Below are 23,905 nucleotides of genomic sequence, written 5' to 3' on the forward strand. Positions count from 1 at the left end.
GAGGGTTGGGGAGAGGGTATCTCAACAACAAGGACTCCCCCGGAGGAGAAAGCCCTCACCCTCGCCTTCGGCTCGACCTCTCCCGCAAGCGGGAGAGCTAAGGGGAATGCGCGGCGATCTCAGCCGTCCCATCCAATAGCGGGGATTGCGGCATTCATCGTACTGAGCCTCGCTCTACCCTCACATACGAAAGCGAACGAGCTCGTGCCCTACACGATCGTCGGCGACGGCATTCCAGCCTCGCTTACCGGCACGCCCGGCGATGCCGCGCGCGGACGCGCGCTGGTGCTCGCGCGCACGACGACCTGCATCCTCTGCCATTCCGGGCCTTTTCCGGAGACGCGGTTCCAGGGCGATCTTGCGCCCGATCTCAGTGGCGCCGGGAACCGATGGACGGTGAGCCAGTTGCGGCTTCGACTGGTCGATGCCTCCCGCTTCAATCCCGAGACCATCATGCCGTCCTATTATCGTAACGATGGCCTCGTGCGGGTGGGACGCAATTTTGCCGGCAAGCCGATCTTGTCGGCTGAGGAGATCGAGGACATCGTGGCCTTTCTTGCAACGCTGCGCGACTAGGACTGTTCATGCCAAGCACGCGACGACAATTCCTGAGCCTCGCCGGTGGCGTCACTGCCGCCGGGACGCTGCCGATCGTCACCCTGCGTCCGCTTCAGGCGACGCCGGCGATGCTCAACGGCGCGATCCGCAACCTCGTTGGCGAAGCGCCTGTTCGCACCGGCAGGGTGAAACTCGACATTCCGCCGCTGGTCGAGAACGGCAACACGGTGCCGATGACGGTGAGCGTTGCAAGTCCAATGACGGCTGACGACCACGTCAAGAGCATCCATGTCTTCAACGAGAAGAACCCGCAGCCGAACATCGGCAATTTCTATTTCGGTCCATCGTCCGGCCGCCCTCAGGTCTCGACCCGGATCCGGCTCGCCGACACCCAGAAGGTGGTTGCGATCGCGCGCCTGTCCGACGACACGTTCTGGCAGGTTGCCGCTGACGTCGTCGTGACGTTGGCCGCATGCACCGAGGAGATGAACTGATGGCCGCGCTCATCAACGTTCCTGCCAAGGCCAGGCGCGGCGACGTCATCGAGATCCGCGCGCTGACCTCCCACATCATGGAAACAGGGTTCCGCCACACCGCGGACGGCAAGCTCGTGCCACGCGACATCATTACGAGCTTTACCTGCCGCTACAACGGCGCCGAGATCTTTCGTGCCGATCTCTTCCCTGCCATCGCAGCCAATCCTTATCTGTCATTCTTCACGGTCGCCAACGAAAGCGGCAGGTTCGAGTTCGAGTGGATCGGCGACAACGGCTATTCGTCAACTGCATCGGCATCGATCATCGTCGAATGAGTGTTTGGCGCGCGATAGCCGCGGCGGCCCTGTTCGCCGCAGCCCCTGCCCTGCTCGCCGGTGAAATCTCGCCCGATGTGCGTCGGTCCGGCTATTCCTTCATGGGGCTGGAAACGCGCGCGATGCAGGACGACGACACCTCCAATCCTGGCATGCTATTCGTGCTCGACGGCGAGCAGCTGTGGGGCAGGAAAACCGGCAGCGCGGAGAAGGCCTGCGCAGATTGCCATGGCGATGCCCGCAGCAGCATGAAGGGCATCGCGGCGCGATATCCCGCCTTCGACAAGGCGCTGGCGCGCCCCGTTACGCTCGACCAGCGCATTAATCTCTGCCGATCCAATCATCAGCAGGCAGCGCCGCTGCCCTACGAGAGCCGCGACCTCCTGGCGCTCTCGGCTTACGTCGCGCACCAGTCGCGCGGCCTTCCGATCACTGCTGGCGACGATCCGCAGGCAAGACCTTTCGTGGAGCAAGGACGCGACCTCTTCATGCAGCGCGAGGGCCAGCTCAACCTCGCCTGCACCAATTGTCACGACGACAATTTCAACAAGCGCCTCGCGGGCGCGCCGATCACGCAAGGACAGCCGACCGGCTATCCGCTCTACCGCCTGGAATGGCAGACGCTGGGTTCGCTCGAGCGGCGCTTACGCAGCTGCATGAGCGGCGTGCGCGCCCAGGCCTATGATTACGGCTCGCCCGAGCTGGTCGCGCTCGAGCTCTATCTGATGTCGCGGGCGCACGGCCTGCCGATGGAGACGCCGGCGGTGCGGCCCTGAAACGAAAGCGGCCGGCACAGGCCGGCCGCTTCGCTGAAGTCCGCGGCTGTTGCCTATTCCGCCGGCGCGGCCGACATTTCCGGATGCGCGGCATAGTGCTCGCTGGCGCCGAGCTTGCTGGCCGCGAACAGGCCGGCGGCCATCGCGGCATAGGCCAGCGCGACGGCGGGCGTGACACCAAATCCGCCGCCGATGCCGACAGCCTCGCCATGCATGAAGCCGAAATAGGTGAGCACGGCACCGACCAGAGCAAAGGCCGAGGCCTTTTCGAAATCGCGCTCGATGATGAACACCCCGATCGCGCCCAGGATGAGGCCGCCAAGAATGGAGCCGCCGCCCATCACTTCAAGACCGTGGTAGAATACGCCCTGCTGCGGCAGCGCGGCGATCGCGGCGGCCTTCACCGCGTCGGCCTTGTCGGCGGCCATTCCGCCGACGGCTGCCGCCGCATTCATGGTGGAGCCGAGCATGGTGTCGATCTGCAGCTTGGCCCAGGCGGCCAGGTGCGGCGTCAGCGCGAGCACGATCGCAGGCGCGTGCTTGACCGGCGTCGTCTGGAACGCCTGAGCGCCGATCAGCATGCCGATGTAGAGCAGGATCGGCGAGATCGCAACCACGGGCACGAGCGCCAGCAGCACCGAGATGATGCCGAACCAGGCCAGCACGATCACCATGACGCCGGTCGCCGCGGAGTAACCGATGCGGCCGCCCATCGCCTTCCAGCCGGGATGGCCGATATAGACGGCGTTGATGAAGGGATTGCCCATCAGGCAGCCGATCAGGCTGACGACGCCGTCCGCGGTGAGCACGCGCGTGGTGGGATATTCGTCGCCGGCCGCCTCCGCGCTCTCGACATTGTCCATGGCCTCGACGAGGTCGTAGATGCCGAACGGAATGGCGGTAACGAGAATGATGCCGAGGAATTCGAAGCCGGAGAAGACGTAGCCCACGGCGGGAAGCGGCACCGAGAAGCCGAAATTGGCAAACGCTGCGCCGACGCCATTGAGACTCAAGCCGCCAAGGCCGAGCCCGAACAGATTCGAACCCCAGGCGATGATCATGCCGGCAGCGATGGCGATGAGGCCTGCAGGAATGCCGCGCGGATATTTCACGCCCCCGAACCAGCTCACCAGGATGATGGCAAAGCAGACCAGCCCGATCTGCGGCGTCATGTACATTTCCAGCGCCGGCCGCATCGAGATGAAGGTGACGGACACGCCGGCAAGGGTGCCGAGCAGCGCCGCGCGCGGCGTGATCTTGCGGATGAACGGCGCGATGAAGCCGCCGACCATGAGGATGAAGCTCTGGAAGAACACCCAGACCAGGCCCGCCGACCAGCCCTTGAGCGGATCACCAGTCTTGAGGGTGATCGGCAGCATGATAACGAAGGTGACGATGAACATGTGCGGCACGCTGACGCCCGAAGGCAGCGCGCAGACATCGTTGCGCCCGGTCTTCTGGGCGAGGCGATAGGCAAGATAGGCGTAGTAGAAGGTCGACAGGCACATCATCAGCCCGAGCGCGGGCAGGATGCGGCCGAACACGAGGCTATCAGGCATCTTCAAGACGAAGCGCAACAGACCCGTGAGCACCAGCATGTTGACGAGGATGTTGGTGCCGAAGCCGAAAAACGCGTTCCAGTCGCCCGATGTCCATAATGCCGGCTTAAAAGCGGACTTGTTCAGATCAGAACTGCCGGCCGTCCCCGTCAATGTGCTCATTGATAACACCCCTATGTGGTCGAAACCTTCATTGCCTCCAGAACTGCGGCTGAGTCCGCGACCCAGCCGAAGATGCCGCCCTGGGCCTTGATCATCTTCAGGCCCATCTCGTGAAACTCGGGGAAGTAGGACGCGCAGCCGTCCGACATGACGACGCAGCGGTAGCCGCGGTCATTGGCCTCGCGCACGGTCGTGTTGACGCACACTTCCGTGGTGACGCCGCACACCAGCAAATTCTCGATGCCGTATTTCTCCAGCACGTCGCCAAGCTCGGTGGCGTAGAACGCACCCTTGCCGGGCTTGTCGATCACGATCTCGCTGTCGAGCGGATAGAGCTCGGAGATGATGTCGTGGCCGGCTTCGCCGCGGATGAGGATGCGGCCCATCGGGCCGGGATCGCCGATGCGAAGGCTCGGCGCGCCGCGCTCGATCTTCGCGGGCGGCGCATCGGAGAGATCGGGCAGATGGCCCTCGCGGGTATGGATCACCAGCATGCCGGTGTCGCGCGCGGCCGTCAGCACCTCACCGATCGGCTTCACCGCGCGCGCGAGCTGGCTGACGTCGTTGCCCAGCGTCTCGCCGAAGCCGCCAGGCTCCATGAAGTCGCGCTGCATGTCGATGATCAGAAGCGCGGTGACGGACCAGTCGAGCTTGATTGGCTCGGGCTCGGCGCTGATGACGCCCATCGTCGGCTTAATCAAGTCCAGCATGACGCCCGCCCCTCGCGAGAACTGTGCCAGGAGTTCTGCAAGCGCCGTGCCATTGTGTACAATTGCAGGGACGCGTGGGGCGCGATGGAATTTGCTGTTTTGTCAGAAGGTTACGACGGCGATCAGCGTCTGCTTATTCCCTGTGCGACGGCTTTGCGACGTGCATTTGCCCAAGGGATGGGCGGCTTTCGCCATCATTCCGGGGCGCGCGTGGCGCGAGCCCGGAATCCATTTCACCCGGGACTCTGCCGCTTCATGGATTCCGGGCTCGACGCTTCGCATCGTCCCGGAATGACGAGGAGACTACCGCCCCGCCCCATACAGCTGCCGATACTCCTCCTGATACGGCGCATAGGAGTCCTTCAGCGTCGCCATGTTCAGCAGCATGGTTGCCACCACCGTGCCCGTCTTGTCGAACACGCGCGTCTTAACCCAGGCGCTTTCGGTGCGGCGGCTGCCGGAGAGCGCGACCACCTCGCGCTCGACCTCGTATTCCTCACCGACGAAGAGCGGGCCCTTCACCAGCCGGATCTCCTGGTCGGCGAACAGGCCGACGGCCGGGCCCTTGGCCGGCAGCGGATCGTCCTTGGAGCGGTACTGAAACAGCACGCTCAGCATCTCCATCGGGATAATGGGCTTGCCCCATGGATTGTCGGCGGTCGCGTAGTAGGGCGAGTTCTCCGTGATGACGGCGAGCTTCTGCCGCAGGGAGAACGGATAGAGCTCGCCCATGGTCTGGTCGAACGCCATGCGCACCATCTGTCGCTTGCCGGTCTGCGCCACTTTGACGTCGCGCAGGATCACGGGATCGGCGAGCGGCTTGAGCTCGGCAAGGCGGGCCTCGAGCGCCGTGGCGGCGTGGGGTTCACCGACGCAGGCGGTGCCGCGCAGCACCTCGGTGCCATCGCGCTTGACCATCTGGATCTGGGACTGGCTTGTCCCCGGCAGCGGCTTCGACAGGATCGCCTGCACTTCCTCGCCCTCATAGCAGACGCTGCGATAATGCGCGGACAGACATCCCGTCTCGAACCAGGCGCGGCCCCACAGACGCGCGCCGAGCGGGGCGAACTGGCTGAAATGGGTCGGGCCCTCGATGGTGCCGCCCTTGAAGCCGAGCTTCTGCGCGGTGGCGTCGTCGTGGATCGATGCGTGCGCGTCGTAGGTTTGCGCTTGCAGCATCTGACGGGGCTGGCGCCATGGTCCGATCAGGGCCTCGGGCGTCTCCGTGATCTCGGTGTCGAATGCGTTTGCAGCCATGATGTTCTCCGCGGGCAAGCCATGACTAGCAGGAGCGCCACGGATGCGGCCAGCGATATTGACTTCGCCGGCCCATCCTTTTGACTGTCACAATTCGCGTCGCGCAGCCGCGACCCCTCCCGCAGCGCAAACCTCCCGCCGTACGAAAGACGAGGACTCCCGAAATGACGTTGTTGCAGGTCGAGCTGGACGACAAATACCGGCTCGAATCCAAGCGGATCTTCCTGTCCGGCACGCAGGCCCTAGTTCGATTGCCCATGCTGCAGCGCGAACGCGACCGGCTGCAGGGACTCAATACCGGCGGGTTCATCTCGGGCTATCGCGGTTCCCCGCTCGGCATGTATGACCACGCGCTGTGGCGGGCGAAGTCGCACCTTCAGCAGCACGACATTGCCTTCGTGCCCGGCCTCAACGAGGACCTGGCAGCGACCGCGGTCTGGGGCAGCCAGCAGGTCGGCCTGTTTCCCGGCGCCAAGGTCGATGGCGTGTTCGGCATCTGGTACGGCAAGGGCCCGGGCGTCGACCGCTCGGTCGACGCACTCAAGCATGCCAACGCCGCCGGCACCTCGCGTAACGGCGGCGTGCTGGCGCTGGCCGGCGACGATCACGGCTGCCAGTCCTCGACCCTGGCGCATCAGAGCGAGCAGGTGTTCGCGGCGGCGCTGATCCCCGTGATCAACCCGGCGACGCTCCAGGACTATCTGGATCTCGGCCTCCACGGCTTCGCGCTGTCGCGCTTCTCCGGCTGCTGGGTCGGCTTCAAGGCGATCAGCGAGACGGTGGAGAGCTCTGCCTCGATTGACAGCGACCCCGAGCGCATCAAGATCGTGCTCCCCGATGATTTCGAGATGCCGCCCGGCGGCCTCAACATCCGCTGGCCCGATCCGCCGCTGGAGGCGGAGAGGCGCCTGTTCGGCCCGAAGATGGCGGCGGTACAGGCCTTCGCCCGGGCCAACCAGCTCGACCGCATCGTGCTCGATTCCAAGCCGGCGCGGCTCGGCATCGTCGCGACCGGCAAGGCCTATCTCGATCTGCGCCAGGCGCTGGCGGATCTCGGCATCACCGACAAGGACGCGCAGGACCTCGGCTTGCGCATCTACAAGGTCGCGCTGACCTGGCCGCTGGAGGAAAGCGGTGCCAAGCGCTTCGCCGAAGGGCTGCAGGACGTGCTGGTGGTCGAGGAGAAGCGCGGCTTCATCGAAGACCAGCTGATGCGCATTCTCTACAATGTCGATGCCTCCAGGCGCCCGACGGTCACGGGCAAGCGCGACGAGCGCGGCGCACCGCTGTTGCCGAGCGAGGGCGAGCTGACGCCGACCATCGTCGCGGGCGCGCTGGTGGCGCGCCTGCGCAAGCTCGGCCATCACAGCCCGGTGCTGGAGCAGCGCCTTGCCCGGCTCGAGGCCTTCGACAATCCCGTCACCACCAGCACGCCGATCAAGCTCGCGCGCACGCCGTTCTTCTGCTCGGGCTGCCCGCACAACACCTCGACGCGCGTACCGGAGGGCAGCCGCGCCATGGCCGGCATCGGCTGCCACGGCATGGCCCTGAGCATGCCGACCCGCCGCACCGACCTGATCTCGCATATGGGTGCCGAGGGCGTGAACTGGATCGGCCAGTCGCCCTTCACGAGCGAGACGCACATCTTCCAGAATCTCGGCGACGGCACCTATACCCATTCCGGGCTGCTCGCCCTCCGCGCGGCGTCGGCCGCCGGCATCAACATCACCTACAAGATCCTCTACAACGACGCCGTCGCCATGACCGGCGGCCAGCCCGCCGAAGGTGCATTCAACGTCGCCCAGATCGCGCATCAGGTCTGGGCCGAGGGCGTCAAGCGGCTTGCGATCGTCTCGGACGATCCGGCCAAGTACCCGCAAGGCAATTACTTCCCGCAGGGCGCGACCGTCCATCACCGCCGCGAGCTCGACGCCGTGCAGCGCGAGCTGCGTGACATCAAAGGCCTCACCGTCATCATCTACGACCAGACCTGCGCTGCGGAAAAGCGCCGCCGCCGCAAGCGCGGTCTTTATCCCGATCCCGCCAAGCGCGCCTTCATCAACGAGCTCGTCTGCGAAGGCTGCGGCGACTGCTCGCAGGCCTCCAACTGCGTCTCGGTGCAGCCGCTGGAAACCGAGTTCGGCCGCAAGCGCCAGATCGACCAGTCGAACTGCAACAAGGACTTTTCCTGCGTCGAGGGCTTTTGCCCGAGCTTCGTCACCGTCCATGGCGGCTCGCTCAAGCGCATGAAGACCTCGGCGGTGGATTCCGGGCAGCTCTTCGCCGACCTCCCGCTCCCGGCCACGCGAGAGCTCGATGGCCCCTACAACATTCTCGTCACCGGCATCGGCGGCACCGGCGTCATCACCATCGGCGCCCTGCTCGGCATGGCCGCCCATGTCGACGGCCGCGGCTGCTCGGCGCTGGATTTCACCGGCCTTTCGCAGAAAAACGGCGCGGTGATGAGCCATGTCCGCATCGCGCCGAAGCCGGAGGATATCTCCGCCGTCCGCATCACCACCGGCGGCGCCGACGTCATTCTCGGCTGCGACATGATCGTCTCGGCCGGCCCCACGGCGCTCAGCCGCGCCGAGCGCGGCGTGACGAAAGCCTATATCAACGCGGATTTGCAGCCGACCGCGAGCTTCGTGCAAAATCCCGATCTCGATTTCGAGATGGGCACGATGCAGACCGTGCTGCGCGACGCCGTCGGCGACAAGAACCTCGACATCATCGACGCGACAGGCATTGCCGCGGCGCTAATGGGCGACAGCATTGCGACCAATCCCTTCATGCTCGGCTTTGCCTTCCAGAAGGGCGCGATCCCGCTGTCGCTGGAAGCCCTGCTCCGCGCCATCGAGATCAACGGCGCCGCCATCGAGATGAACAAGCTCGCCTTCACCTGGGGGCGCCTCGCCGCCCACGACATGTCGCGGGTGCGCAGCGTGCTGCAGTTCAAGAGCCGGGCGTCGGCGCCGACCAAATCGCTCGACGACATCATCGCGACCCGCGCCGAATTCCTGACCTCCTATCAGGACAAGGCCTACGCCGACCGCTACCTTGCAGCCGTTGCCAAGGTGCGCAAGGCGGAGAGCGCGGCCTCGACCGCGTCCACGGAGCTGACTGACGCGGTCGCGAAGAACCTGTTCAAGCTGATGTCCTACAAGGACGAGTACGAGGTGGCACGGCTCTACACCGACGGCAGCTTTGCCAGGAAGGTGTCGGAGAAATTCGATGGCGACTTCACGCTGAAGTACCATCTGGCGCCGCCGATCTTCGCAAAGCGCGACAAGGCGACCGGACGGTTCCAGAAGCAGGAGTTCGGCGGCTGGATGATCCACGCCTTCCGCGTGCTCGCCAGGCTCAAGTTCTTGCGCGGCAGCGCGTTCGATCCGTTCGGCCGCACCGAGGAGCGCCGGACCGAGCGGAAGCTCGTTGCGGATTATCTCGACATGATCGATCAGCGGATCACGAGCCTGAAGGCGGAGCAGATCCCGCTGCTGGCACGGCTCGCCCGCGTGCCGGAAACCATCCGCGGCTTCGGCCACGTCAAGGAAGCCAACGTCAAGCTAGCCGCGGCGGAGAAAGCGCGGCTTGAGGCCGAGCTGGAGAACAGCCGCTTTGCAGCGGCTGCCGAGTAGCGGATAGAGCTAGCCTCTCTCCGCGTCATTGCGAGGAGCCCTTGCGACGAAGCAATCCAGAATCCTTGCCGCGGCGGCAGTTTGGATTGCTTCGCTGCGCTCGCAATGACGGAGCCTGTGGACGCAGCCAAGACAATCACTGGACTGAGGCATTCGCAGCGCTCGTCGTGCCCGCCGCACTCCCCTCCGCCAAATACCTTCCCGCGATATATCCAAACACCAGCGCCGGACCCAGCGTGATACCCGGCCCCGGACAATTCCCGTTCATGATCGAGCCCATGTCGTTGCCGCAGGCATAGAGACCGGCGATCGGCGTGCCATCGGCGCGCAGCACGCGGGCCTGGGCGTCGACCTTCATGCCAATCGCGGTGCCGAGATCGGCCGGATGGATCCGCATTGCGAAGAACGGCGCACGCGTGATCGCCGCGACGCAAGGGTTGGGTTTGTGGCTGGGGTCGCCGAGGTGGCGCTGATAGATCGTGCTGCCGCGGCCGAATTCGGGATCGCGCCCCTCCTTCGCGCCTTCATTGTAGCTCGCAAGCGTCGCCGTCAGCACGGAGGGCTTGACGCCGATCTTCGTCGCCAGTTGCGCGACGTCAGCGGCTTCGACAAGTTCGCCGCTCGTCACGTAGCGCCGCACACTGCGCGTGAACGGCTTGATACGGCCGAGACCGTAGCTCCACAGGAACTGGCGGTCACAGATCAGATAGAACGGCCGGTCCGGCTCGCCATTACCGTCGCGGAGCATGGCGATCACGAATTCGTGGTAGGACAGCGCCTCGTTCACGAAGCGCCGTCCGGCCGCGTTGACGGCGATCAGTCCGGGCTTGGCGCGGTCAGTCACGGTGTGCGCGAACACGCCGCGGCTGCCGTCGGCCCTGCGGAATAGCGAGGCCGGCACCCAATAGGCCGGACTTGTCGCATCTGTGTTGAGTGCGGCACCGGCCGCTGTCGCGAGACGAAGTCCGTCCCCGGTGCTGGAGGTGTTGGTCGCCGAGACAAGTCGCGCTGCCGCCGGGAAGAAGCGCTTGCGCAACACGGCGTCGTGCGAAAAGCCGCCGGTCGCCAGCACCACGCCGCGGCGCGCGGCGATCGGGCGGTCGCGGGAACCATGACGGATCACGACGCCGCTGACGCGATCGCCCTGCATCGAGAGGTCTTGGACATCGGCGCTGAAGAGAATCTCGACTTGCCGCGCCAGCAGCGAAGCATATAGCCGCGCGGCAAGCGCGTTGCCGAGATGCAGCGTAGTCCCACGCGGACTTCGCAGCCGCTGCAGCGCATACGCCGCAACCAGCCGCGCCGCGCGCAAGGTCGAGCGCAGCGATTTTCCGACACTGCGCAAATGCGGGATGTCGAGACGATTGACCATCATCCCGCTGAGCAGGGTGAACTCCGGCAGCGGCGGCCGCAATCGTGCAAAAGCCCGACCAAGCCGCGTGCCGTCGAAGACAACCGGCTCGAGCACGCGACCGCCGGCCGTCGCCCCCAGTCGTTCCGGATAATGATCCGGAGAGTCCTTCACCGGCTGAAGCCGCACCTCGGTATTGGCTTCGAGCCAAGCGATCACCTCCGGCCCGCGCGCAAGGAAGGCGGCGCGCAGGCCGGCATTGGCAGGTTCGGGCACCGTGCCCGACAAATATCGGACGGCATCTGCGACGCTGTCGGAGAGCCCTGCTTCCTTCATCTTGGGATTGGCGGGAATCCACACCATGCCGTCGGACCAGGCGGTGGTCCCGCCGACGAACGCGGTCTTCTCGATCACCAGCACGCGCAGGCCTTCGGCAGCGGCCACCGCCGCCGCCGTCATGCCACCGGCGCCGATGACGATGACATCGTAGGTCTCATGCGCCGACATCATGCGGCGGCTGTGCGAAAGCGAGGCATGACACCGTCATACCTCGCCAGCGAGCCTGCAGCTAGCGCGCCGGCTTGCGCTCGATCGGGTCGATATCGATCGCCCGCAGGCGGCCGAGCCGCAACACGTCCATGGCGAGCCGCCGGCCGATCCGGTCGCGGTCGAGCACGCGGATCAGATCGTCGACACCATTGATCTCGACCCCATCAAGCCGGATCACGACATCACCGGGCAGCAGGCCAGCCTTGGCCGCCGGACCGTCCGGCTCGATCTGCATCAGCAGCGCGCCCATCTTGTTCTCGACGCCGGCGAGCACCGCGTGCCGCCGCGGGACCGGCGCGGTCTGTCCGGCAACGCCGATATAGGCGCGGCGAACATAGCCGTGGCGGATGATCTCCGACAGCACGAATTGGGCGGTGTTGCTGGCGACCGCGAAGCAGATGCCCTGCGCACCGTTGATGATGGCGGTGTTGATGCCGATCACCTCGGCATGCGACGACACCAACGGCCCGCCGGAATTTCCGGGGTTGAGCGCGGCGTCGGTCTGGATCACGTCCTCAATGGTGCGCCCGCTCACCGAGCGGATCGAACGTCCGAGCGCGGAGACCACGCCGGCAGTCACGGTCGATTCGAAGCCGAGCGGATTGCCGATGGCGATCACGAGCTGGCCGCGCCGCAACGTCTTGGAATTGCCGAGCGCGGCATAGGGCAGATGGCGCACTCCGTTGGCGCGCAGCAGCGCCAGATCGGTGTCGGGATCGACGCCGAGCACCTGCGCCTCGCCGACATGGCCTTCGACGTCCCGCAGCCGGATCTCCTTCGACGTGCCGACCACGTGGCTGTTGGTGAGAACGAGACCGTCCGGCGAGATCACGATGCCCGAGCCGAGCCCGCCGCGCTCGCGTCTATCAGGCACTTTTGGTCCGGTTTCGATCCGCACGACCGCAGGGCCGACGCGGTCGGTCACGTCGATCACGGCATTGGAATAGGCGTCCAGCAGCGCCCCGTCGTCGACCGGGGCAGACGCCGTCGTTCGCGATGACGGTGCGTCATCGACGATATCTGAGGTGAAGTCCAACATGGCAAGAGTCCTTGAAGGCTCACACAGATGGTGGCCTGCTCCCTGCCGCGCAAGATGCCCGCCCGGCCGGCAGGGCTGGACTGCCCAGATGGCTAGGTCGCCCGCCTCAGCGAGCCGCCTCTTGCCTTGACCGGGTCGAGCAGCGACCAGTCGCCGTCCGGAAGCACATGTCCCTTAGGGAACGGCGCGCGCAGCTCGAGCCCGAGCGAGCGCAGCACGCGGTCGTCGCGATAGTAGCATTGCAGCACCACGCGGACGAGCGTCGCAACAGGCACGCCGCCCTGCTGGCGAAGCTGCCGGGCAACGTCTTCGCGCGCGGCCGGCTCGAGGTTGGCAAGCGGCATCCCGGCAAGCCGCACCAGATGATCGAGCGCCGCCGCGACCGGTCTGGTGTCGCGGCCAAGGGTTGCGAGGATGTCCGCCTGGATGATCTCGTCATCGGCACCGGGCACGTTGTATTCCTCGCTCGGTGGAATGATCATCGCGGCGATGGTGCGGAGGTCATCGCGCTGCCGCGGCGAGAGGGTGAGTTGATCGGTCATGGCGTGCTCTCGTGGAAAACCTTGCGGCCACGGTGAAGGTGCGCTCCCTCCCCCGCTTGCGGGGGAGGGCTGGGGAGAGGGTGTCTCCGCGGAGGGGCTCCCCTAGAGGAGAGAGCCCTCACCCGCCGCGCTCTTCGAGCGCGTCGACCTCTCCCGCAAGCGGGAGAGGTACAGTGAGTTCGTGGCGAGTTCAGTGCATCCACCACGCGCCTCTAATCAAACAAATTGGCTAGGCGCTGCTTCATCTGGTCGGCGATGTAGAGCGCGAGAGCCTGGATGGTGGAGGTCGGGTTCACCCCGCCCGACGTGACGAAGATGCTGCCGTCGACGATGAAGAGGTTTTTCACGTCGTGGGTGCGGCCCCATTCGTTGACGACGGAGCGCTCGGGGTCGGTGCCCATCCGCGCGGTGCCGAGCAGGTGCCAGCCGCCCCACGGGATCGGCGAGTTGACGCAGATATCGGTGGCCCCTGCGGTCTCGAGAAACTCACGTCCCCGAGCCAGCGCATGCTCCATCATCTTCCGGCTGTTCTCGCTGATCGTGTAGTCGATCTTCGGCGCGGGAATGCCGTGGCTGTCCTTCAAGACGGGATCGAGCGTGACCTGGTTATGCTCCTCCGGCAAATCCTCGCAGATCGCGGAGAAACCCAGGCGATGGCCGTTGAGCTTGCGGAAGACGCGGTGATGATCCTCGCCCCAAGGCAGAATGCCCTTCTGCTCGCTGACGACCGCCTCGAACACCGGCCCTGCCCCGCGCACGAACTGGACGCCATAGCCTCGCACGAAACCGCGCGACAGGTCGGTGTCGTACCACTGCTTGCTCCACAGGCAGGTCGGCGGCGCGCGGTTCGAGTCGGTCGGCTCCTTCACGTAGCCGTAGATCTGCGCATAGGGGTGGAACATCAGGTTCTTGCCGACGAGGCCCGACGAATTGGCAAGACCGTTGGGGAATCGCCCCGATGCGGAGTTGAGCAGCAGCCGCGGCGTGCCGACGCCGTTGCAGGCGATGATGACGACATGCGCGGGCTGGAACTGCTCGACACCGTCCTTGTCGTAATAGACCACGCCCGAGGCCATGCCGTTCTCGTCGGTGGTGATCTCGCGCACCCGGCAATGGGTGCGCAGCTCGACGCCGGCGCGGATCGCATGCGGCCAATAGGTGATGTCGGTGGAAGACTTCGCGCCCTGCGCGCAGGCCGGCGTGCAGTGGCCGAGGTTGATGCAGCGCGCCCGCCCCTCATAGTCCATGGTCGCAACCGTGGTGTCCGACGGCCACCAGTGCCAGCCGAGCTTGTTCATGGACTTGGCGATGATGGCGCCGGACAGGCCGAGCGGCTGCTGCGGCATCGGCGGATGCGTCAACGGCGAGAGCGGATCGCCCGACAGGCCCGATGTGCCCATCATGCGGTCGTTCTCCTCGAAGAACGGCGTCAGCGCGTCGTAGTCGATCGGCCAGTCGTCGGCGACGCCGTCGAGCGTCTTCACCTTGAAGTCGGAGGGGTGCAGCCGCGGCCAATGCGCAGTGTACATCACGGTCGAGCCACCGACGGCGTTGTAGTTGACGACCTTGATCGGCGAATTGTCGTCGTTGATCGGATAATCCTCGGCCCGGCCGCGGACGTTGGGGCTCGACGACCACTCGCCGTAGAACTTGGCCTCCCAGTCGCGGCCCGTGCTCGGATATTCCGCGGGGTTCATCCAGCCGCCCTGCTCCAGGCAGACGATGTGCATCTTGGTCTCGGCCAGCGACCATGCCACCGCCGCACCCGAAGCGCCGGCGCCGATGATCAGGACGTCCACGGGGTCTTTCATCGTAACCTTGTCCTCCCGCCCTCGCCGCTTTCCGGGCGATTCGGCCTTCGCGATCCGCAAGGCCGGCAAACGATAGGATCAGAGCGGGTGGCGAGTAAAGCCGCGAGGCCGGAATGTCGCACTTCGCAGGGTGCAGACCATTGGTATCGCCATATCCGGATGCTAGGAACAGGCGGACCGAGCCATCGATAGCGAGACCGCATGTCCTTCCGAAATGTCTTTGCCGCCGCCCGCGCTTTTGCGCTCGTTTCATTCTTCGCATTGTCCGGAATTCTGGTCTCATTCGAGCCAGCCTCCGCGCTGACGGCCGCCGCGACGGTCCGCGACGGCAATTCGGTCCAGCTCGGCGACGTCACCTACCGGCTCGACGGCGTCGACGCGCCCGAGCTGGATCAGGTCTGCATCGACGACCACGCCGATGCTTGGACCTGCGGTATCGAGGCCCGCGACCAGCTCGCGAAGCTGATCAAGGGCCGCGTCGTGCGATGCGACGATGTCGGACCGGAGAAGAGCTTCGGCAAGCGGCACCGGGCGATCTGCACCGCCGAGGGCGACAAGGCCAGCCTGAACGAGCAGCTAATCAAGCTCGGTTTTGCCGTCGCGCGGGAGCCGATCAAGGCGAACGTCAAGCCGGCGGCGTCCGAAGCCAAGACGGCCTCGGTGGGAATCTGGAAGGGCTGCTTTGTTGCGCCGCAAGACTTCCGCGCCGGCAAGAAGGATGGCGCACTCCTGGGCGCTGCCTGCCGCCAGGACCGCGACAAGGAAATTCGCGCGGTGCTGTTCCCGGAGGAGCTGACGATGCCGCCGAGCTGCAGCATCAAGGGCAAGCTCGCGGTGCGCGCGCGCGTCACCGGTAATATCGGCATCTATCACCTGCGGGGGTGCCCGAGCTACCCGGCGACCACCAAGCCGGACCGCTGGTTCTGCTCGGAGGAGGACGCCCAAGCCGCCGGCTTCCGCAAGGCCTATAATTGCCGCCGGCCAAGGTGAATAAGGGGTTCACGCATCCGTGAGTGGTAGTTCGGGACCGTATTGATCCGGAATTGAACTTCGTCCCGAGTTGATGCACTTATCAACATACGCAAGCGCTTCGCGCGAGCGTTTCCTTGGCAGATGATTCTCATCGAATTGTCTTTGCTTGGGCGTTTCCTCCCTAGACTTGGGCCGCTTGTCATCACGAGCGGCTCTTCTTTTTTGGGCGGCTCTGCCGCGGCTCCGGCTACTGCCGCATCATGATCTGGTCCATTGGCGGCATGTTGGCGTTCAGATGCGCCATGATCCAGACGGTACCTCCGACCACAAGGAAGACCACCAGCAGCCCGAAGGCGAGCGCCAGCACGTTGTTGGTGTTGTCGGGGCCCGTGGTGATGTGCAGGAAGAACACCAGGTGCACACCCATCTGAGCGATCGCCAGCACGATCAGCGCGACGGGTATCGAGGGTTGCCAGACCAGATCGGTGCCGGCGATAAAGAACGATGTCGCCGTGAGCAGCAGCGCCAACGCGAGCCCCACGACGTAACCGAGGATCCTGGCGCCGACACTGTGTTGCTCTTCCTCGCCCGGCGCGAGGTCGTGGTCGGTCCGCGCGTGGGTCTGATCGCTCATGCGCCACTCCCAAGCAGATAGACGACGGAGAAAACTGCAACCCAGATGATGTCGAGCGCGTGCCAGAACAGGGCAAAGCACGTCATCCGGCGCAAGATGTCGGCGCGAAAGCCCTTGGCAAAGACCTGGGCCATCATGGTGAGAAGCCACAGCACACCTGCGGAGACATGCAGGCCGTGACAGCCGACCAGCGAGAAGAACGCGGTCAGGAACGCGCTGCGCGACGGGCCGTAGCCGCGGGCGACGAGATCGGCGAATTCGCGGAACTCGATGGCCAGGAAAATGAGTCCGAGCACGCAGGTCACGGCCATGCCGAGATAGAACCAGAACCGGTTGCGGACATCTGCGGCAATGCTCGCCATGCCGCAGGTGAAGCTCGACAGCAGCAGGCAGACCGTCTCGATCGCAACGTTTCGCGGTTCAAAAATCTCCGAGCCCTTCGGGCCACCAGCCGTCTGGCCGGACAACACCGCATAGGCCGCGAAGAAGCAGGAGAACATCACGATGTCGGAAAGCAGGAAGATCCAGAAACCGTAAGCGGTCACGATCCGCTTTGGCGCTGGTCCGGGATGTTCGATGACGAGCCCGATATGATGGGGATCGGCGTGCGCGTGGCCGGCGGTCGCGATCATCGCCATCAGACCGCTCCCGCCATGCTGACGAGGCTGCGCCGCTCCTCGATATTGACACGGTCGATTGCTGCGACCTCCTCGGCCGGGATGACGTATTCGTCATGGTCGCGCCAGGCGAACACGACGAAGGTCGCGAACGCGCCGAGGCCACCCAGGATCACCATCCACCAGATATGCCAGATCAGCGCAAAGCCCATGATGGTGGCGAAGAAGGCGCAGACGAAGCCGGTCGGGGAATTCCGTGGCATCTCGATGTCCTGATATTCCGGCCTCTCATGCTCGAGCGATTGCTGCTTGGCGTGAGCCTTCATGTCCCAATAGGCATCCTCTCCGCGCACATCGGGATTGAAGGCGAAATTGAACACCGGCGGCGGCGACGCGGTCGCCCATTCCAGCGTGCGACCATCCCAGGGATCGCCGGTGCGGTCGCGCAGCGCCTCGCGATTGCGGATGCTGACCACGAGCTGCACGATCTGGCAGATCACGCCGATCGTCAACACGGCCATGCCAACCGCTGCAATGATCATCCAGGGCCGCCACGCCGCGACGTCGTAGTGCTGCATGCGGCGGGTCATGCCGAGCATGCCGGCAATGTAGAGCGGCATGAAAGTGATATAGAAGCCGAGGAAGGTGAACCAGAACGCCGCCTTGCCCCAACGCTCGTCGAGACGGAAGCCGAACGCCTTCGGAAACCAGTATTCGAAGCCGGCGAAGGCACCGAAGAGCACGCCGCCGATAATGACGTTGTGGAAGTGGGCGACCAGGAACATGCTGTTGTGAAGCATGAAATCGGCCGGCGGCACCGCGACGAGGACACCCGTCAATCCGCCGATGATGAAGGTGACCATGAAGCCGACCGACCACAGCATCGGCGTCGCGAAACGAATGCGGCCGCCATACATCGTGAACAGCCAGTTGTAGATCTTCACCCCCGTCGGGATGGCGATGATCATGCTGGCGATGCCGAAGATTGCGTTGACATCGGGCCCCGCGCCCATCGTGAAGAAATGGTGCAGCCAGACCATGAAGGAGATCACGCAGATGGCCATCGTCGCAAGCACCATGGAGCGATAGCCGAACAGCGCTTTGCCGGAGAAGGTCGACACCACCTCGGAGAAGATGCCGAACGCGGGCAGCACCAGGATGTAGACCTCGGGATGTCCCCAGGCCCAGATCAGGTTCATGAACATCATGACATTGCCGCCGGCCTCGTTGGTGAAGAAATGGAAGCCGAGATAGCGATCGAGCAGCAGCATCGCGAGCGTCGCGGTGAGGATCGGAAAGGCCGCGACGATGAGGAGGTTCGAGGCCAGCGTGGTCCAGCAGAACATCGGCATGCGCAGATAGTTCATGCCCCTGGTGCGCAGCTTCAGCACCGTGGTGACGAGATTGATCCCGGCGACCAGCGTGCCGACGCCGGAGATCTGGAGCGACCAGGCGTAATAGTCGACGCCGACGCCGGGCGAATAGGACAATTCCGACAGCGGCGGAAAGGCGAGCCAGCCGGTGCGCGCGAATTCACCAACCACGAGCGAGATATTGACCAATAGCGCGCCGGTCGCGGTCAGCCAGAAACCGACTGAATTGAGCGTCGGGAACGCGACGTCGCGCACGCCGAGCTGAAGCGGCACGACGAGGTTCATCAGCCCGATTACGAACGGCATCGCCACGAAGAAGATCATGATGGTGCCGTGCGCCGAGAAGATCTGGTTGTAGTGCTCCGGCGGCAGGTATCCTTGAGACTGATAGGCGACCGCCTGCTGGATTCGCATCATGATGGCGTCGCTGCCGCCGCGCAGCAGCATCACCGAGGCCAGCAGGATGTACATGACGCCGATCCGCTTGTGATCGACGCTGGTGATCCATTCGTGCCAGAGATAGGGCAGATGCCCCTTGACCACGACCCATATCAGCACCGCAAGGATCCCGACCAGCACCACCGCGCCTGCGACGAGCGGAATCGGCTGATCGAACGGAATGGCCGACCAATCGAGCTTACCGAGCATCATGGCCTCCAATATGCGGACGACCGGCATCGGAGATCAGCTCCGGTCCGGGTCCCGGCGGAATGTGCTGGGTTGCAATCAAGTCGAACAGGCGCGGATCGTCGAGGCGATAGGTCGGTCGGCCCTTCTCGACGCCCTGCTGCATCAGCTTCCTGTAGCTGTCCTCGTTCAGCACGGCATCGGTCTTCGCCGTGCCTGCCACCCAATCCGGAAACGCAAGCGGGGAGATCACGTCGACATCGAACATCATGTCGGGAAAGCCGTCGCCGGAGAAATGCGCCGACAGTCCTTGCAGCTTGCCTTCGTTGTCGGCGCGCAGGTTCAGCTTCGTCACCATGCCGTTCATGGTATAGATCATGCTGCCGAGCTGCGGGATGAAGAACGTGTTCATCACGCTCGACGACGTCAGCTGAAAGTTCAGCTCGGCGCCGGCCGGCACCGTCAGCGTATTGACGGTGGCGATGCGCTGGTCCGGATAGATGAACAGCCATTTCCAGTCGAGCGAGACGGCCTGGATCCGCACCGGGCTGCCGGTGCCCGGCACGGGTGCGGCGGGATCGAGCTGATGCGAGCCGATCCAGGCGACACCGCCGAGCAGGATCACGGTGAGTGCCGGGATCGACCACACCACCATCTCGACGCGGCCGGAATAGACGAAGTCAGGCTGGTAGCGCGCCTTGGTGTTCGAGGCGCGAAACCAGAATGCAAAGGCCAGGATCGCGACAATGGTCGGCACCACGATCACGAGCATGATGAAGACGGAATCGACCAGGATGGTGCTGTTGGCTGCAGCCACAGGCCCTTGCGGATCGAGCAGGTTCATCGGCAAGCCACTGGCGGTTGGGAAGCCCCGGGACAGAGCCTAGCGCGGGAAAGGCTCCGCAACAAACGCGATCGCGTGACATCGGTTCCTGAACCGCGGGGGCAGCCGTCGGCAAGGCGTCCGGCCCGACATGCAATTCCATGTGATGTCAATGACATGAACGCAGAAGGCGCGCCTTCTCTCCGGCCGGGCCGATTGCTAATCTGCACGAAAATAATGAGAAGCATCCGATCCAGGGAGTGAACTGAGATGCGCCTGAAGGACAAGGTCGCGATCGTCGTCGGGGCCGGGCAGAGCCCCGGTGAAGGCATGGGCAACGGCCGCGCCACCGCGCTGACCTTTGCGCGCGAAGGTGCGAAGGTCTTGTGCGTGGACCACCATCTGGAGTCCGCACAGGAAACGGTCGCGATGATCACGGCGGCGCAGGGCACCGCCGCGGCCTTCAAGGCCGACGTGACGAAGTCGGCCGACATCAAGGCGATGGTCAAGGACGCGCAATCGCGCTGGGGCCGGATCGACGTGCTGCACAACAATGTCGGCGTCAGCCTGGCCGGCGGCGATGCCGAACTCCTTCAACTGACCGAAGAAGCCTTCGACCGCGTCGTCGCCATCAATCTGAAGAGCTGCATTCTCGCTGCGAAGGAAGTGATCCCGATCATGCGCGCGCAAGCCAGCGGCGCCATCATCAACATCTCCTCGATGGCCGCAATCACGACCTATCCTTACGTTGCCTACAAGGCCACGAAATCTGCGATGATCGCCTTCACCGAGCAGCTTGCCTACCAGAATGCCGAATACGGCATCCGCGCCAATGTCATCCTGCCCGGCCTGATGAACACGCCGATGGCCGTCGACACGCGCGCCCGCGAATGGCACAAGACCCGCGCCGAGGTCGAAGCCGAACGCGACAGCAAGGTGCCGCTGCGCAGGAAGATGGGAACGGGCTGGGACGTCGCGAACGCCGCGCTGTTCCTGGCGTCGGACGAAGCCAATTTCATCACGGGCGTGACGCTGCCGGTCGATGGCGGCGCGAGCGTGCGACGGGGGTAGAAGCGAGCTAACCTCACCCTCCCCTGGAGGCCAGGGCTATCGCATATGAGAGTGATATCGCGTGCGGCCATCCTTCGAGACGCCCGCCGTTGGCGGGCCCTCAGAATGAGGACCGAGTGCGTTTCGCTGGTTTCGACGGGCTCCGATGCCGCTTCGCCTCATCCTGAGGAGACCGCTGAAAGCGGTCGTCTGAAGGACGAGGCGCGCGCTCAGCTCGTGCAAAAGAGCCACATGCGATTCTCCTGCCCCGGAGGGGGAAGGGTAAGATCAGTGCGTCACCCGCCAGATCGTGCCGTTGCCATCCTCCGAGACCAGCAGCGATCCGTCCTTGGCGACCGCTACGCCCACTGGCCTGCCCCAAACCTCCATGTCGCTCACCACGAACCCCGTGACGAAATCCTCATACTCGCCGGTCGGCTTGCCGTCCTTCATCCGGATGCGGATCACCTTGTAGCCGGTGCGCTTCGACCGATTCCACGAGCCGTGCTCGGCAGCGAAGGCGTCGCCCTGGTATTCGGACGGAAACTGCGTGCCCTGATAGAAGGCCATGCCGAGCGAGGCCGAATGCGGCTGGATCAGCACGTCGGGCACCGTCACCTTGTCCTTCAGGTCCGGCCGCGCGCCGGCGTGGCGCGGGTCTTCGTTGTTGCCGATGTAGAACCATGGCCAGCCGTAGAAGGCGCCCTCCTTCACGCTGGTGACGTAGTCAGGCACGAGATCGTCGCCGAGACCGTCGCGTTCGTTGGTCGAGCACCAGGGCAGACCGGTCTGCGGCTGGATCGCAAGGCCGACGCAGTTGCGGATACCCGTGGCGTAGATCTTCCGTTCCTTTCCATCAGGACTGAAAGCCAGCACGGCGGCACGCTCGGTTTCGCTGGCCCAGGCTGCGCCGAGCGGTTGCGCTTTCGACCACGCTTCCATTCCGCCCGACGGCGTGCCCAGACCTTCCGCGACGTTGCTGAGCGAGCCGACCGACACCAGCATGCGCTTGTTGTCGAGCGTGAAGACGATGTCGCGCGTGGAATGGCCGCCGTCGTGCGGCAGGCTTGCCACGACCGTCTCCGCCTTGCCGCGGGCCTTGAGATCGCCCGCCTGATAGGGAAAGCGGACGATGCTGTCGGTGTTGGCAACATAGACCCATTGCGGATTGTCACCGTTCGGAAAGAAGGCGATTCCGAAGGGCTGTCTCAGTCCGCTGGCAAAGACGTCGTTGCTCGCGACCTTGCCGCCCTCCCCGGCGCGCAACACACGGATGCTGCCGGCGCGCGTTTCCGCGACGAACACGTCGCCATTCGGCGCCACCCGCACGATGCGCGGCGCGCGCAGACCTTCCGCGAACGGCTCGATCCTGAAGCCTGCCGGCACCTGAAGCTTCGCTTCCGGCGGACGCGACACCACGCGCGACGAACTCGCAACCGACCGCGTTGCGCCGGGCCTGACCAGGTCTTGCGGCCGGATCAACCTGATCGTTCCGGGCTTATCGGCCCGCCAATCGCCATAGGCGTCCTTGCCCTGCAGCACCAGCTCGGCCTGCGCAGCGCCTGCAAACAGCAGCCCCGCGGATAGCGCGATGGACAAAAATCCGCTCTTCAATTTGTCCTCCCGGCCTGCCATCTCGAACATCAACGCCACGGCGTCAGATCAGAGCCTTGCTGCATCTCATATCAGCCGATGCACGCACGATGTGCATAAGCTGCGACCCATCGTACTGGAAAACCCGGCAGATAGGTGCGACACATTGTAAGGGCGGGGTTGCGGTCATCAAAGCTGCGGCATCGCTGTCGCAATTGATGGGATGATCATGTGGGGATCCATCATATCGGAATGGGCGAGCCTGCTGCTCCGCTGGCTGCACGTGGTCGCGGCGATCGCCTGGATCGGCAGTTCCTTCTATTTCATCGCCCTCGACCTCAGCCTCAGGCCCAGCAGTAACCTGCCTGATGGCGTGCAGGGCGAAGCCTGGCAGGTCCATGGCGGCGGCTTCTACCGGATCATGAAATATCTGGTGGCCCCAAGCCAGATGCCGGACGAGCTGACCTGGTTCAAATGGGAGGCCTACACCACCTGGCTGTCCGGCTTTGCGCTGATGGTGGTGGTCTATTATCTCGACGCCGACCTGTTCCTGGTCGACAAGTCGATCCTCGATCTCACGCCATTCCAGGCGGGGCTGTTCAGCTTCTGTAGTCTCGCGCTGGCGTGGCTGCTCTATGAAGCCGCCTGCCGCACCGGACTTGCCCAGCGCGAATTGCCCTTTGCCATCGGCGGCTATCTCTTCCTGGTCGCGCTGACCTATGCCTTCACCCATGTGCTCAGCGGTCGCGGCGCCTTCAACCAGATCGCCGCGATCATCGGCACCATCATGGTCGCCAACGTCTTCGCCCTGATCATCCCGAACCAGAAGAAGATCGTGGCCAGCCTGATCGCTGGACAGGCGCCCGATCCGAAGCTCGGCAAGGCCAGCAAGGAGCGCTCGGTCCACAACAATTATCTGACGCTCCCCGTTGTCGTGCTGATGATCAGCAACCACTATCCCCTGCTCTACGCCACCCGCTTCAACTGGATCATCGTCGCGATCATCCTGGCGCTCGGCCCGGTGATCCGCCACTTCTTCAACGAGCGGCACGCCGGGCGCAAATCGCCGTGGTGGGTATGGGGCGTCGCTGCCGCGGGCGTCGTCGCTATTCTCTTCCTCTCCGCAGCCGGCCCGCGCGAGGTGAAGACCGCCGCGCTCTCGACACAACCGACGCTCGCCGCCGTCGAGGACATCGTGATGTCCCGGTGCAGCATGTGCCACGCGGCCGAGCCGGTGTGGGCCGGGATCGCGACTGCACCGAAGGGCATCCTGCTCGATGCGCCCGAGCACATCCATCGCAACATCCGCCTGATCGGCCGTGTCGCGGCCTGGTCCAGCGCGATGCCACCGGGCAACATCACCGAAATGACCCGCCAGGAGCGTGCGGTCCTGGCCGCCTATATCGAGACGGCGCACTGAGCTCGTGACGCGTCGAGGCCACATCTCGCG

General features: G+C 64.7%; 20 protein-coding genes. 8 read left to right on the forward strand and 12 right to left on the reverse strand.

Features of this window, described 5'->3' with window-relative positions; genetic code table 11:
- Window positions 1-135: 135 nt before the first annotated feature.
- The 4 genes from soxX to soxA are packed head-to-tail and all read left to right on the forward strand — an operon-like array spanning window position 136 to window position 2,145.
- Window positions 136-576: a sulfur oxidation c-type cytochrome SoxX gene (gene soxX, locus P6U31_RS26055; protein WP_407189947.1), complete on the forward strand. Its 441-nt coding sequence runs from the start codon at window positions 136-138 to the stop codon at window positions 574-576.
- An 8-nt stretch (window positions 577-584) separates the two neighbouring features.
- A complete protein-coding gene (locus P6U31_RS26060; protein WP_407184618.1) occupies window positions 585-1,052 on the forward strand; it encodes a SoxY-related AACIE arm protein in 468 nt (155 codons plus the stop codon).
- A complete protein-coding gene (soxZ, locus tag P6U31_RS26065; RefSeq protein WP_407184619.1) occupies window positions 1,052-1,369 on the forward strand; it encodes a thiosulfate oxidation carrier complex protein SoxZ in 318 nt (105 codons plus the stop codon). Before P6U31_RS26060 ends, soxZ begins: the two co-directional genes overlap by 1 nt.
- The gene (soxA, locus tag P6U31_RS26070) at window positions 1,366-2,145 is read left to right on the forward strand and encodes a sulfur oxidation c-type cytochrome SoxA (protein ID WP_407184620.1); all 780 of its coding nucleotides are present in this window, start codon (window positions 1,366-1,368) and stop codon (window positions 2,143-2,145) included. The genes soxZ and soxA overlap by 4 nt, the downstream gene beginning before the upstream one ends.
- A gap of 53 nt (window positions 2,146-2,198) precedes the next feature.
- Here the strand turns inward: soxA and P6U31_RS26075 are convergent, their stop codons facing one another.
- The 3 genes from P6U31_RS26075 to P6U31_RS26085 all read right to left on the reverse strand — a co-directional run bounded on the left by P6U31_RS26075 (window position 2,199) and on the right by P6U31_RS26085 (window position 5,833).
- Window positions 2,199-3,866 carry a regulator gene (locus P6U31_RS26075; protein WP_407184621.1) on the reverse strand — a complete coding sequence of 556 codons (1,668 nt, stop codon included), beginning with the start codon at window positions 3,864-3,866 and terminating at the stop codon, window positions 2,199-2,201.
- Between the two features lie 11 nt (window positions 3,867-3,877).
- Window positions 3,878-4,576 carry a cysteine hydrolase family protein gene (locus P6U31_RS26080; protein ID WP_407184622.1) on the reverse strand — a complete coding sequence of 233 codons (699 nt, stop codon included), beginning with the start codon at window positions 4,574-4,576 and terminating at the stop codon, window positions 3,878-3,880.
- A 303-nt stretch (window positions 4,577-4,879) separates the two neighbouring features.
- Window positions 4,880-5,833, reverse strand: a complete 954-nt coding sequence (locus tag P6U31_RS26085; protein ID WP_407184623.1) for a hypothetical protein — start codon at window positions 5,831-5,833, stop codon at window positions 4,880-4,882.
- 164 nt (window positions 5,834-5,997) lie between these two features.
- Between P6U31_RS26085 and P6U31_RS26090 the strand changes: the two genes are divergently transcribed.
- Window positions 5,998-9,474, forward strand: a complete 3,477-nt coding sequence (locus P6U31_RS26090) for an indolepyruvate ferredoxin oxidoreductase family protein (RefSeq protein WP_407184624.1) — start codon at window positions 5,998-6,000, stop codon at window positions 9,472-9,474.
- A gap of 136 nt (window positions 9,475-9,610) precedes the next feature.
- On the opposite strand, the gene P6U31_RS26095 is transcribed toward P6U31_RS26090, so the two are convergent.
- The 4 genes from P6U31_RS26095 to P6U31_RS26110 form a co-directional block, all read right to left on the reverse strand.
- A complete protein-coding gene (locus P6U31_RS26095; protein ID WP_407184625.1) occupies window positions 9,611-11,335 on the reverse strand; it encodes an FAD-binding protein in 1,725 nt (574 codons plus the stop codon).
- Between the two features lie 58 nt (window positions 11,336-11,393).
- Window positions 11,394-12,413 (reverse strand): S1C family serine protease, encoded by a 1,020-nt coding sequence (locus P6U31_RS26100; RefSeq protein WP_407184626.1) that lies wholly within the window; start codon window positions 12,411-12,413, stop codon window positions 11,394-11,396.
- Window positions 12,414-12,505: 92 nt separating this feature from the next.
- Window positions 12,506-12,955, reverse strand: a complete 450-nt coding sequence (locus P6U31_RS26105; protein ID WP_407184627.1) for a hypothetical protein — start codon at window positions 12,953-12,955, stop codon at window positions 12,506-12,508.
- 212 nt (window positions 12,956-13,167) lie between these two features.
- Window positions 13,168-14,766, reverse strand: a complete 1,599-nt coding sequence (locus P6U31_RS26110; protein WP_407184628.1) for a GMC family oxidoreductase — start codon at window positions 14,764-14,766, stop codon at window positions 13,168-13,170.
- A 201-nt stretch (window positions 14,767-14,967) separates the two neighbouring features.
- Between P6U31_RS26110 and P6U31_RS26115 the strand changes: the two genes are divergently transcribed.
- A complete protein-coding gene (locus tag P6U31_RS26115; RefSeq protein WP_407184629.1) occupies window positions 14,968-15,756 on the forward strand; it encodes a thermonuclease family protein in 789 nt (262 codons plus the stop codon).
- 229 nt (window positions 15,757-15,985) lie between these two features.
- Here P6U31_RS26115 and cyoD read toward each other — a convergent pair whose 3' ends face one another.
- Genes cyoD through P6U31_RS26135 form a run of 4 tightly spaced genes read right to left on the reverse strand, consistent with a single transcriptional unit; the run spans window position 15,986 to window position 19,833 of the window.
- Complete coding sequence (gene cyoD, locus P6U31_RS26120; RefSeq protein WP_407184630.1) at window positions 15,986-16,372, reverse strand: cytochrome o ubiquinol oxidase subunit IV; 387 nt, start codon at window positions 16,370-16,372, stop codon at window positions 15,986-15,988.
- On the reverse strand, window positions 16,369-17,010 hold the full coding sequence (locus tag P6U31_RS26125; protein WP_407184631.1) for a cytochrome (ubi)quinol oxidase subunit III: 642 nt from the start codon (window positions 17,008-17,010) through the stop codon (window positions 16,369-16,371). Before P6U31_RS26125 ends, cyoD begins: the two co-directional genes overlap by 4 nt.
- Window positions 17,010-19,010 carry a cytochrome o ubiquinol oxidase subunit I gene (gene cyoB / locus P6U31_RS26130; RefSeq protein ID WP_407189948.1) on the reverse strand — a complete coding sequence of 667 codons (2,001 nt, stop codon included), beginning with the start codon at window positions 19,008-19,010 and terminating at the stop codon, window positions 17,010-17,012. Before cyoB ends, P6U31_RS26125 begins: the two co-directional genes overlap by 1 nt.
- A complete protein-coding gene (locus P6U31_RS26135) occupies window positions 19,000-19,833 on the reverse strand; it encodes a cytochrome ubiquinol oxidase subunit II (protein ID WP_407184632.1) in 834 nt (277 codons plus the stop codon). The genes cyoB and P6U31_RS26135 overlap by 11 nt, the downstream gene beginning before the upstream one ends.
- A 249-nt stretch (window positions 19,834-20,082) precedes the next feature.
- Here P6U31_RS26135 and P6U31_RS26140 point away from each other — a divergent pair, with 249 nt between their 5' ends.
- Window positions 20,083-20,883 carry an SDR family NAD(P)-dependent oxidoreductase gene (locus tag P6U31_RS26140; RefSeq protein WP_407184633.1) on the forward strand — a complete coding sequence of 267 codons (801 nt, stop codon included), beginning with the start codon at window positions 20,083-20,085 and terminating at the stop codon, window positions 20,881-20,883.
- Between the two features lie 267 nt (window positions 20,884-21,150).
- Here P6U31_RS26140 and P6U31_RS26145 read toward each other — a convergent pair whose 3' ends face one another.
- Entirely contained in the window at window positions 21,151-22,506 is a 1,356-nt protein-coding gene (locus P6U31_RS26145; protein WP_407184634.1) for a PQQ-dependent sugar dehydrogenase, read from the reverse strand.
- A gap of 178 nt (window positions 22,507-22,684) precedes the next feature.
- Here P6U31_RS26145 and P6U31_RS26150 point away from each other — a divergent pair, with 178 nt between their 5' ends.
- Window positions 22,685-23,875 carry a urate hydroxylase PuuD gene (locus P6U31_RS26150; RefSeq protein WP_407184635.1) on the forward strand — a complete coding sequence of 397 codons (1,191 nt, stop codon included), beginning with the start codon at window positions 22,685-22,687 and terminating at the stop codon, window positions 23,873-23,875.
- Window positions 23,876-23,905: the final 30 nt, after the last annotated feature.

Source organism: Bradyrhizobium centrosematis, from assembly GCF_045571495.1.
Lineage (GTDB): Bacteria > Pseudomonadota > Alphaproteobacteria > Rhizobiales > Xanthobacteraceae > Bradyrhizobium > Bradyrhizobium centrosematis.

Coding starts and splice junctions, on each gene's coding strand:
- P6U31_RS26145 (WP_407184634.1), bottom strand. CDS start 22,506: ATGTTCGAGATGGCAGGCCGGGAGGACAAATTGAAGAGCGGATTTTTG.
- P6U31_RS26095 (WP_407184625.1), bottom strand. CDS start 11,335: ATGATGTCGGCGCATGAGACCTACGATGTCATCGTCATCGGCGCCGGT.
- P6U31_RS26090 (WP_407184624.1), top strand. CDS start 5,998: ATGACGTTGTTGCAGGTCGAGCTGGACGACAAATACCGGCTCGAATCC.
- P6U31_RS26080 (WP_407184622.1), bottom strand. CDS start 4,576: ATGCTGGACTTGATTAAGCCGACGATGGGCGTCATCAGCGCCGAGCCC.
- P6U31_RS26100 (WP_407184626.1), bottom strand. CDS start 12,413: ATGTTGGACTTCACCTCAGATATCGTCGATGACGCACCGTCATCGCGA.
- P6U31_RS26140 (WP_407184633.1), top strand. CDS start 20,083: ATGCGCCTGAAGGACAAGGTCGCGATCGTCGTCGGGGCCGGGCAGAGC.
- P6U31_RS26135 (WP_407184632.1), bottom strand. CDS start 19,833: ATGAACCTGCTCGATCCGCAAGGGCCTGTGGCTGCAGCCAACAGCACC.
- soxZ (WP_407184619.1), top strand. CDS start 1,052: ATGGCCGCGCTCATCAACGTTCCTGCCAAGGCCAGGCGCGGCGACGTC.
- P6U31_RS26110 (WP_407184628.1), bottom strand. CDS start 14,766: ATGAAAGACCCCGTGGACGTCCTGATCATCGGCGCCGGCGCTTCGGGT.
- cyoD (WP_407184630.1), bottom strand. CDS start 16,372: ATGAGCGATCAGACCCACGCGCGGACCGACCACGACCTCGCGCCGGGC.
- P6U31_RS26115 (WP_407184629.1), top strand. CDS start 14,968: ATGTCCTTCCGAAATGTCTTTGCCGCCGCCCGCGCTTTTGCGCTCGTT.
- cyoB (WP_407189948.1), bottom strand. CDS start 19,010: ATGCTCGGTAAGCTCGATTGGTCGGCCATTCCGTTCGATCAGCCGATT.
- P6U31_RS26105 (WP_407184627.1), bottom strand. CDS start 12,955: ATGACCGATCAACTCACCCTCTCGCCGCGGCAGCGCGATGACCTCCGC.
- P6U31_RS26150 (WP_407184635.1), top strand. CDS start 22,685: ATGTGGGGATCCATCATATCGGAATGGGCGAGCCTGCTGCTCCGCTGG.
- soxA (WP_407184620.1), top strand. CDS start 1,366: ATGAGTGTTTGGCGCGCGATAGCCGCGGCGGCCCTGTTCGCCGCAGCC.
- P6U31_RS26075 (WP_407184621.1), bottom strand. CDS start 3,866: ATGAGCACATTGACGGGGACGGCCGGCAGTTCTGATCTGAACAAGTCC.
- P6U31_RS26060 (WP_407184618.1), top strand. CDS start 585: ATGCCAAGCACGCGACGACAATTCCTGAGCCTCGCCGGTGGCGTCACT.
- P6U31_RS26125 (WP_407184631.1), bottom strand. CDS start 17,010: ATGGCGATGATCGCGACCGCCGGCCACGCGCACGCCGATCCCCATCAT.
- P6U31_RS26085 (WP_407184623.1), bottom strand. CDS start 5,833: ATGGCTGCAAACGCATTCGACACCGAGATCACGGAGACGCCCGAGGCC.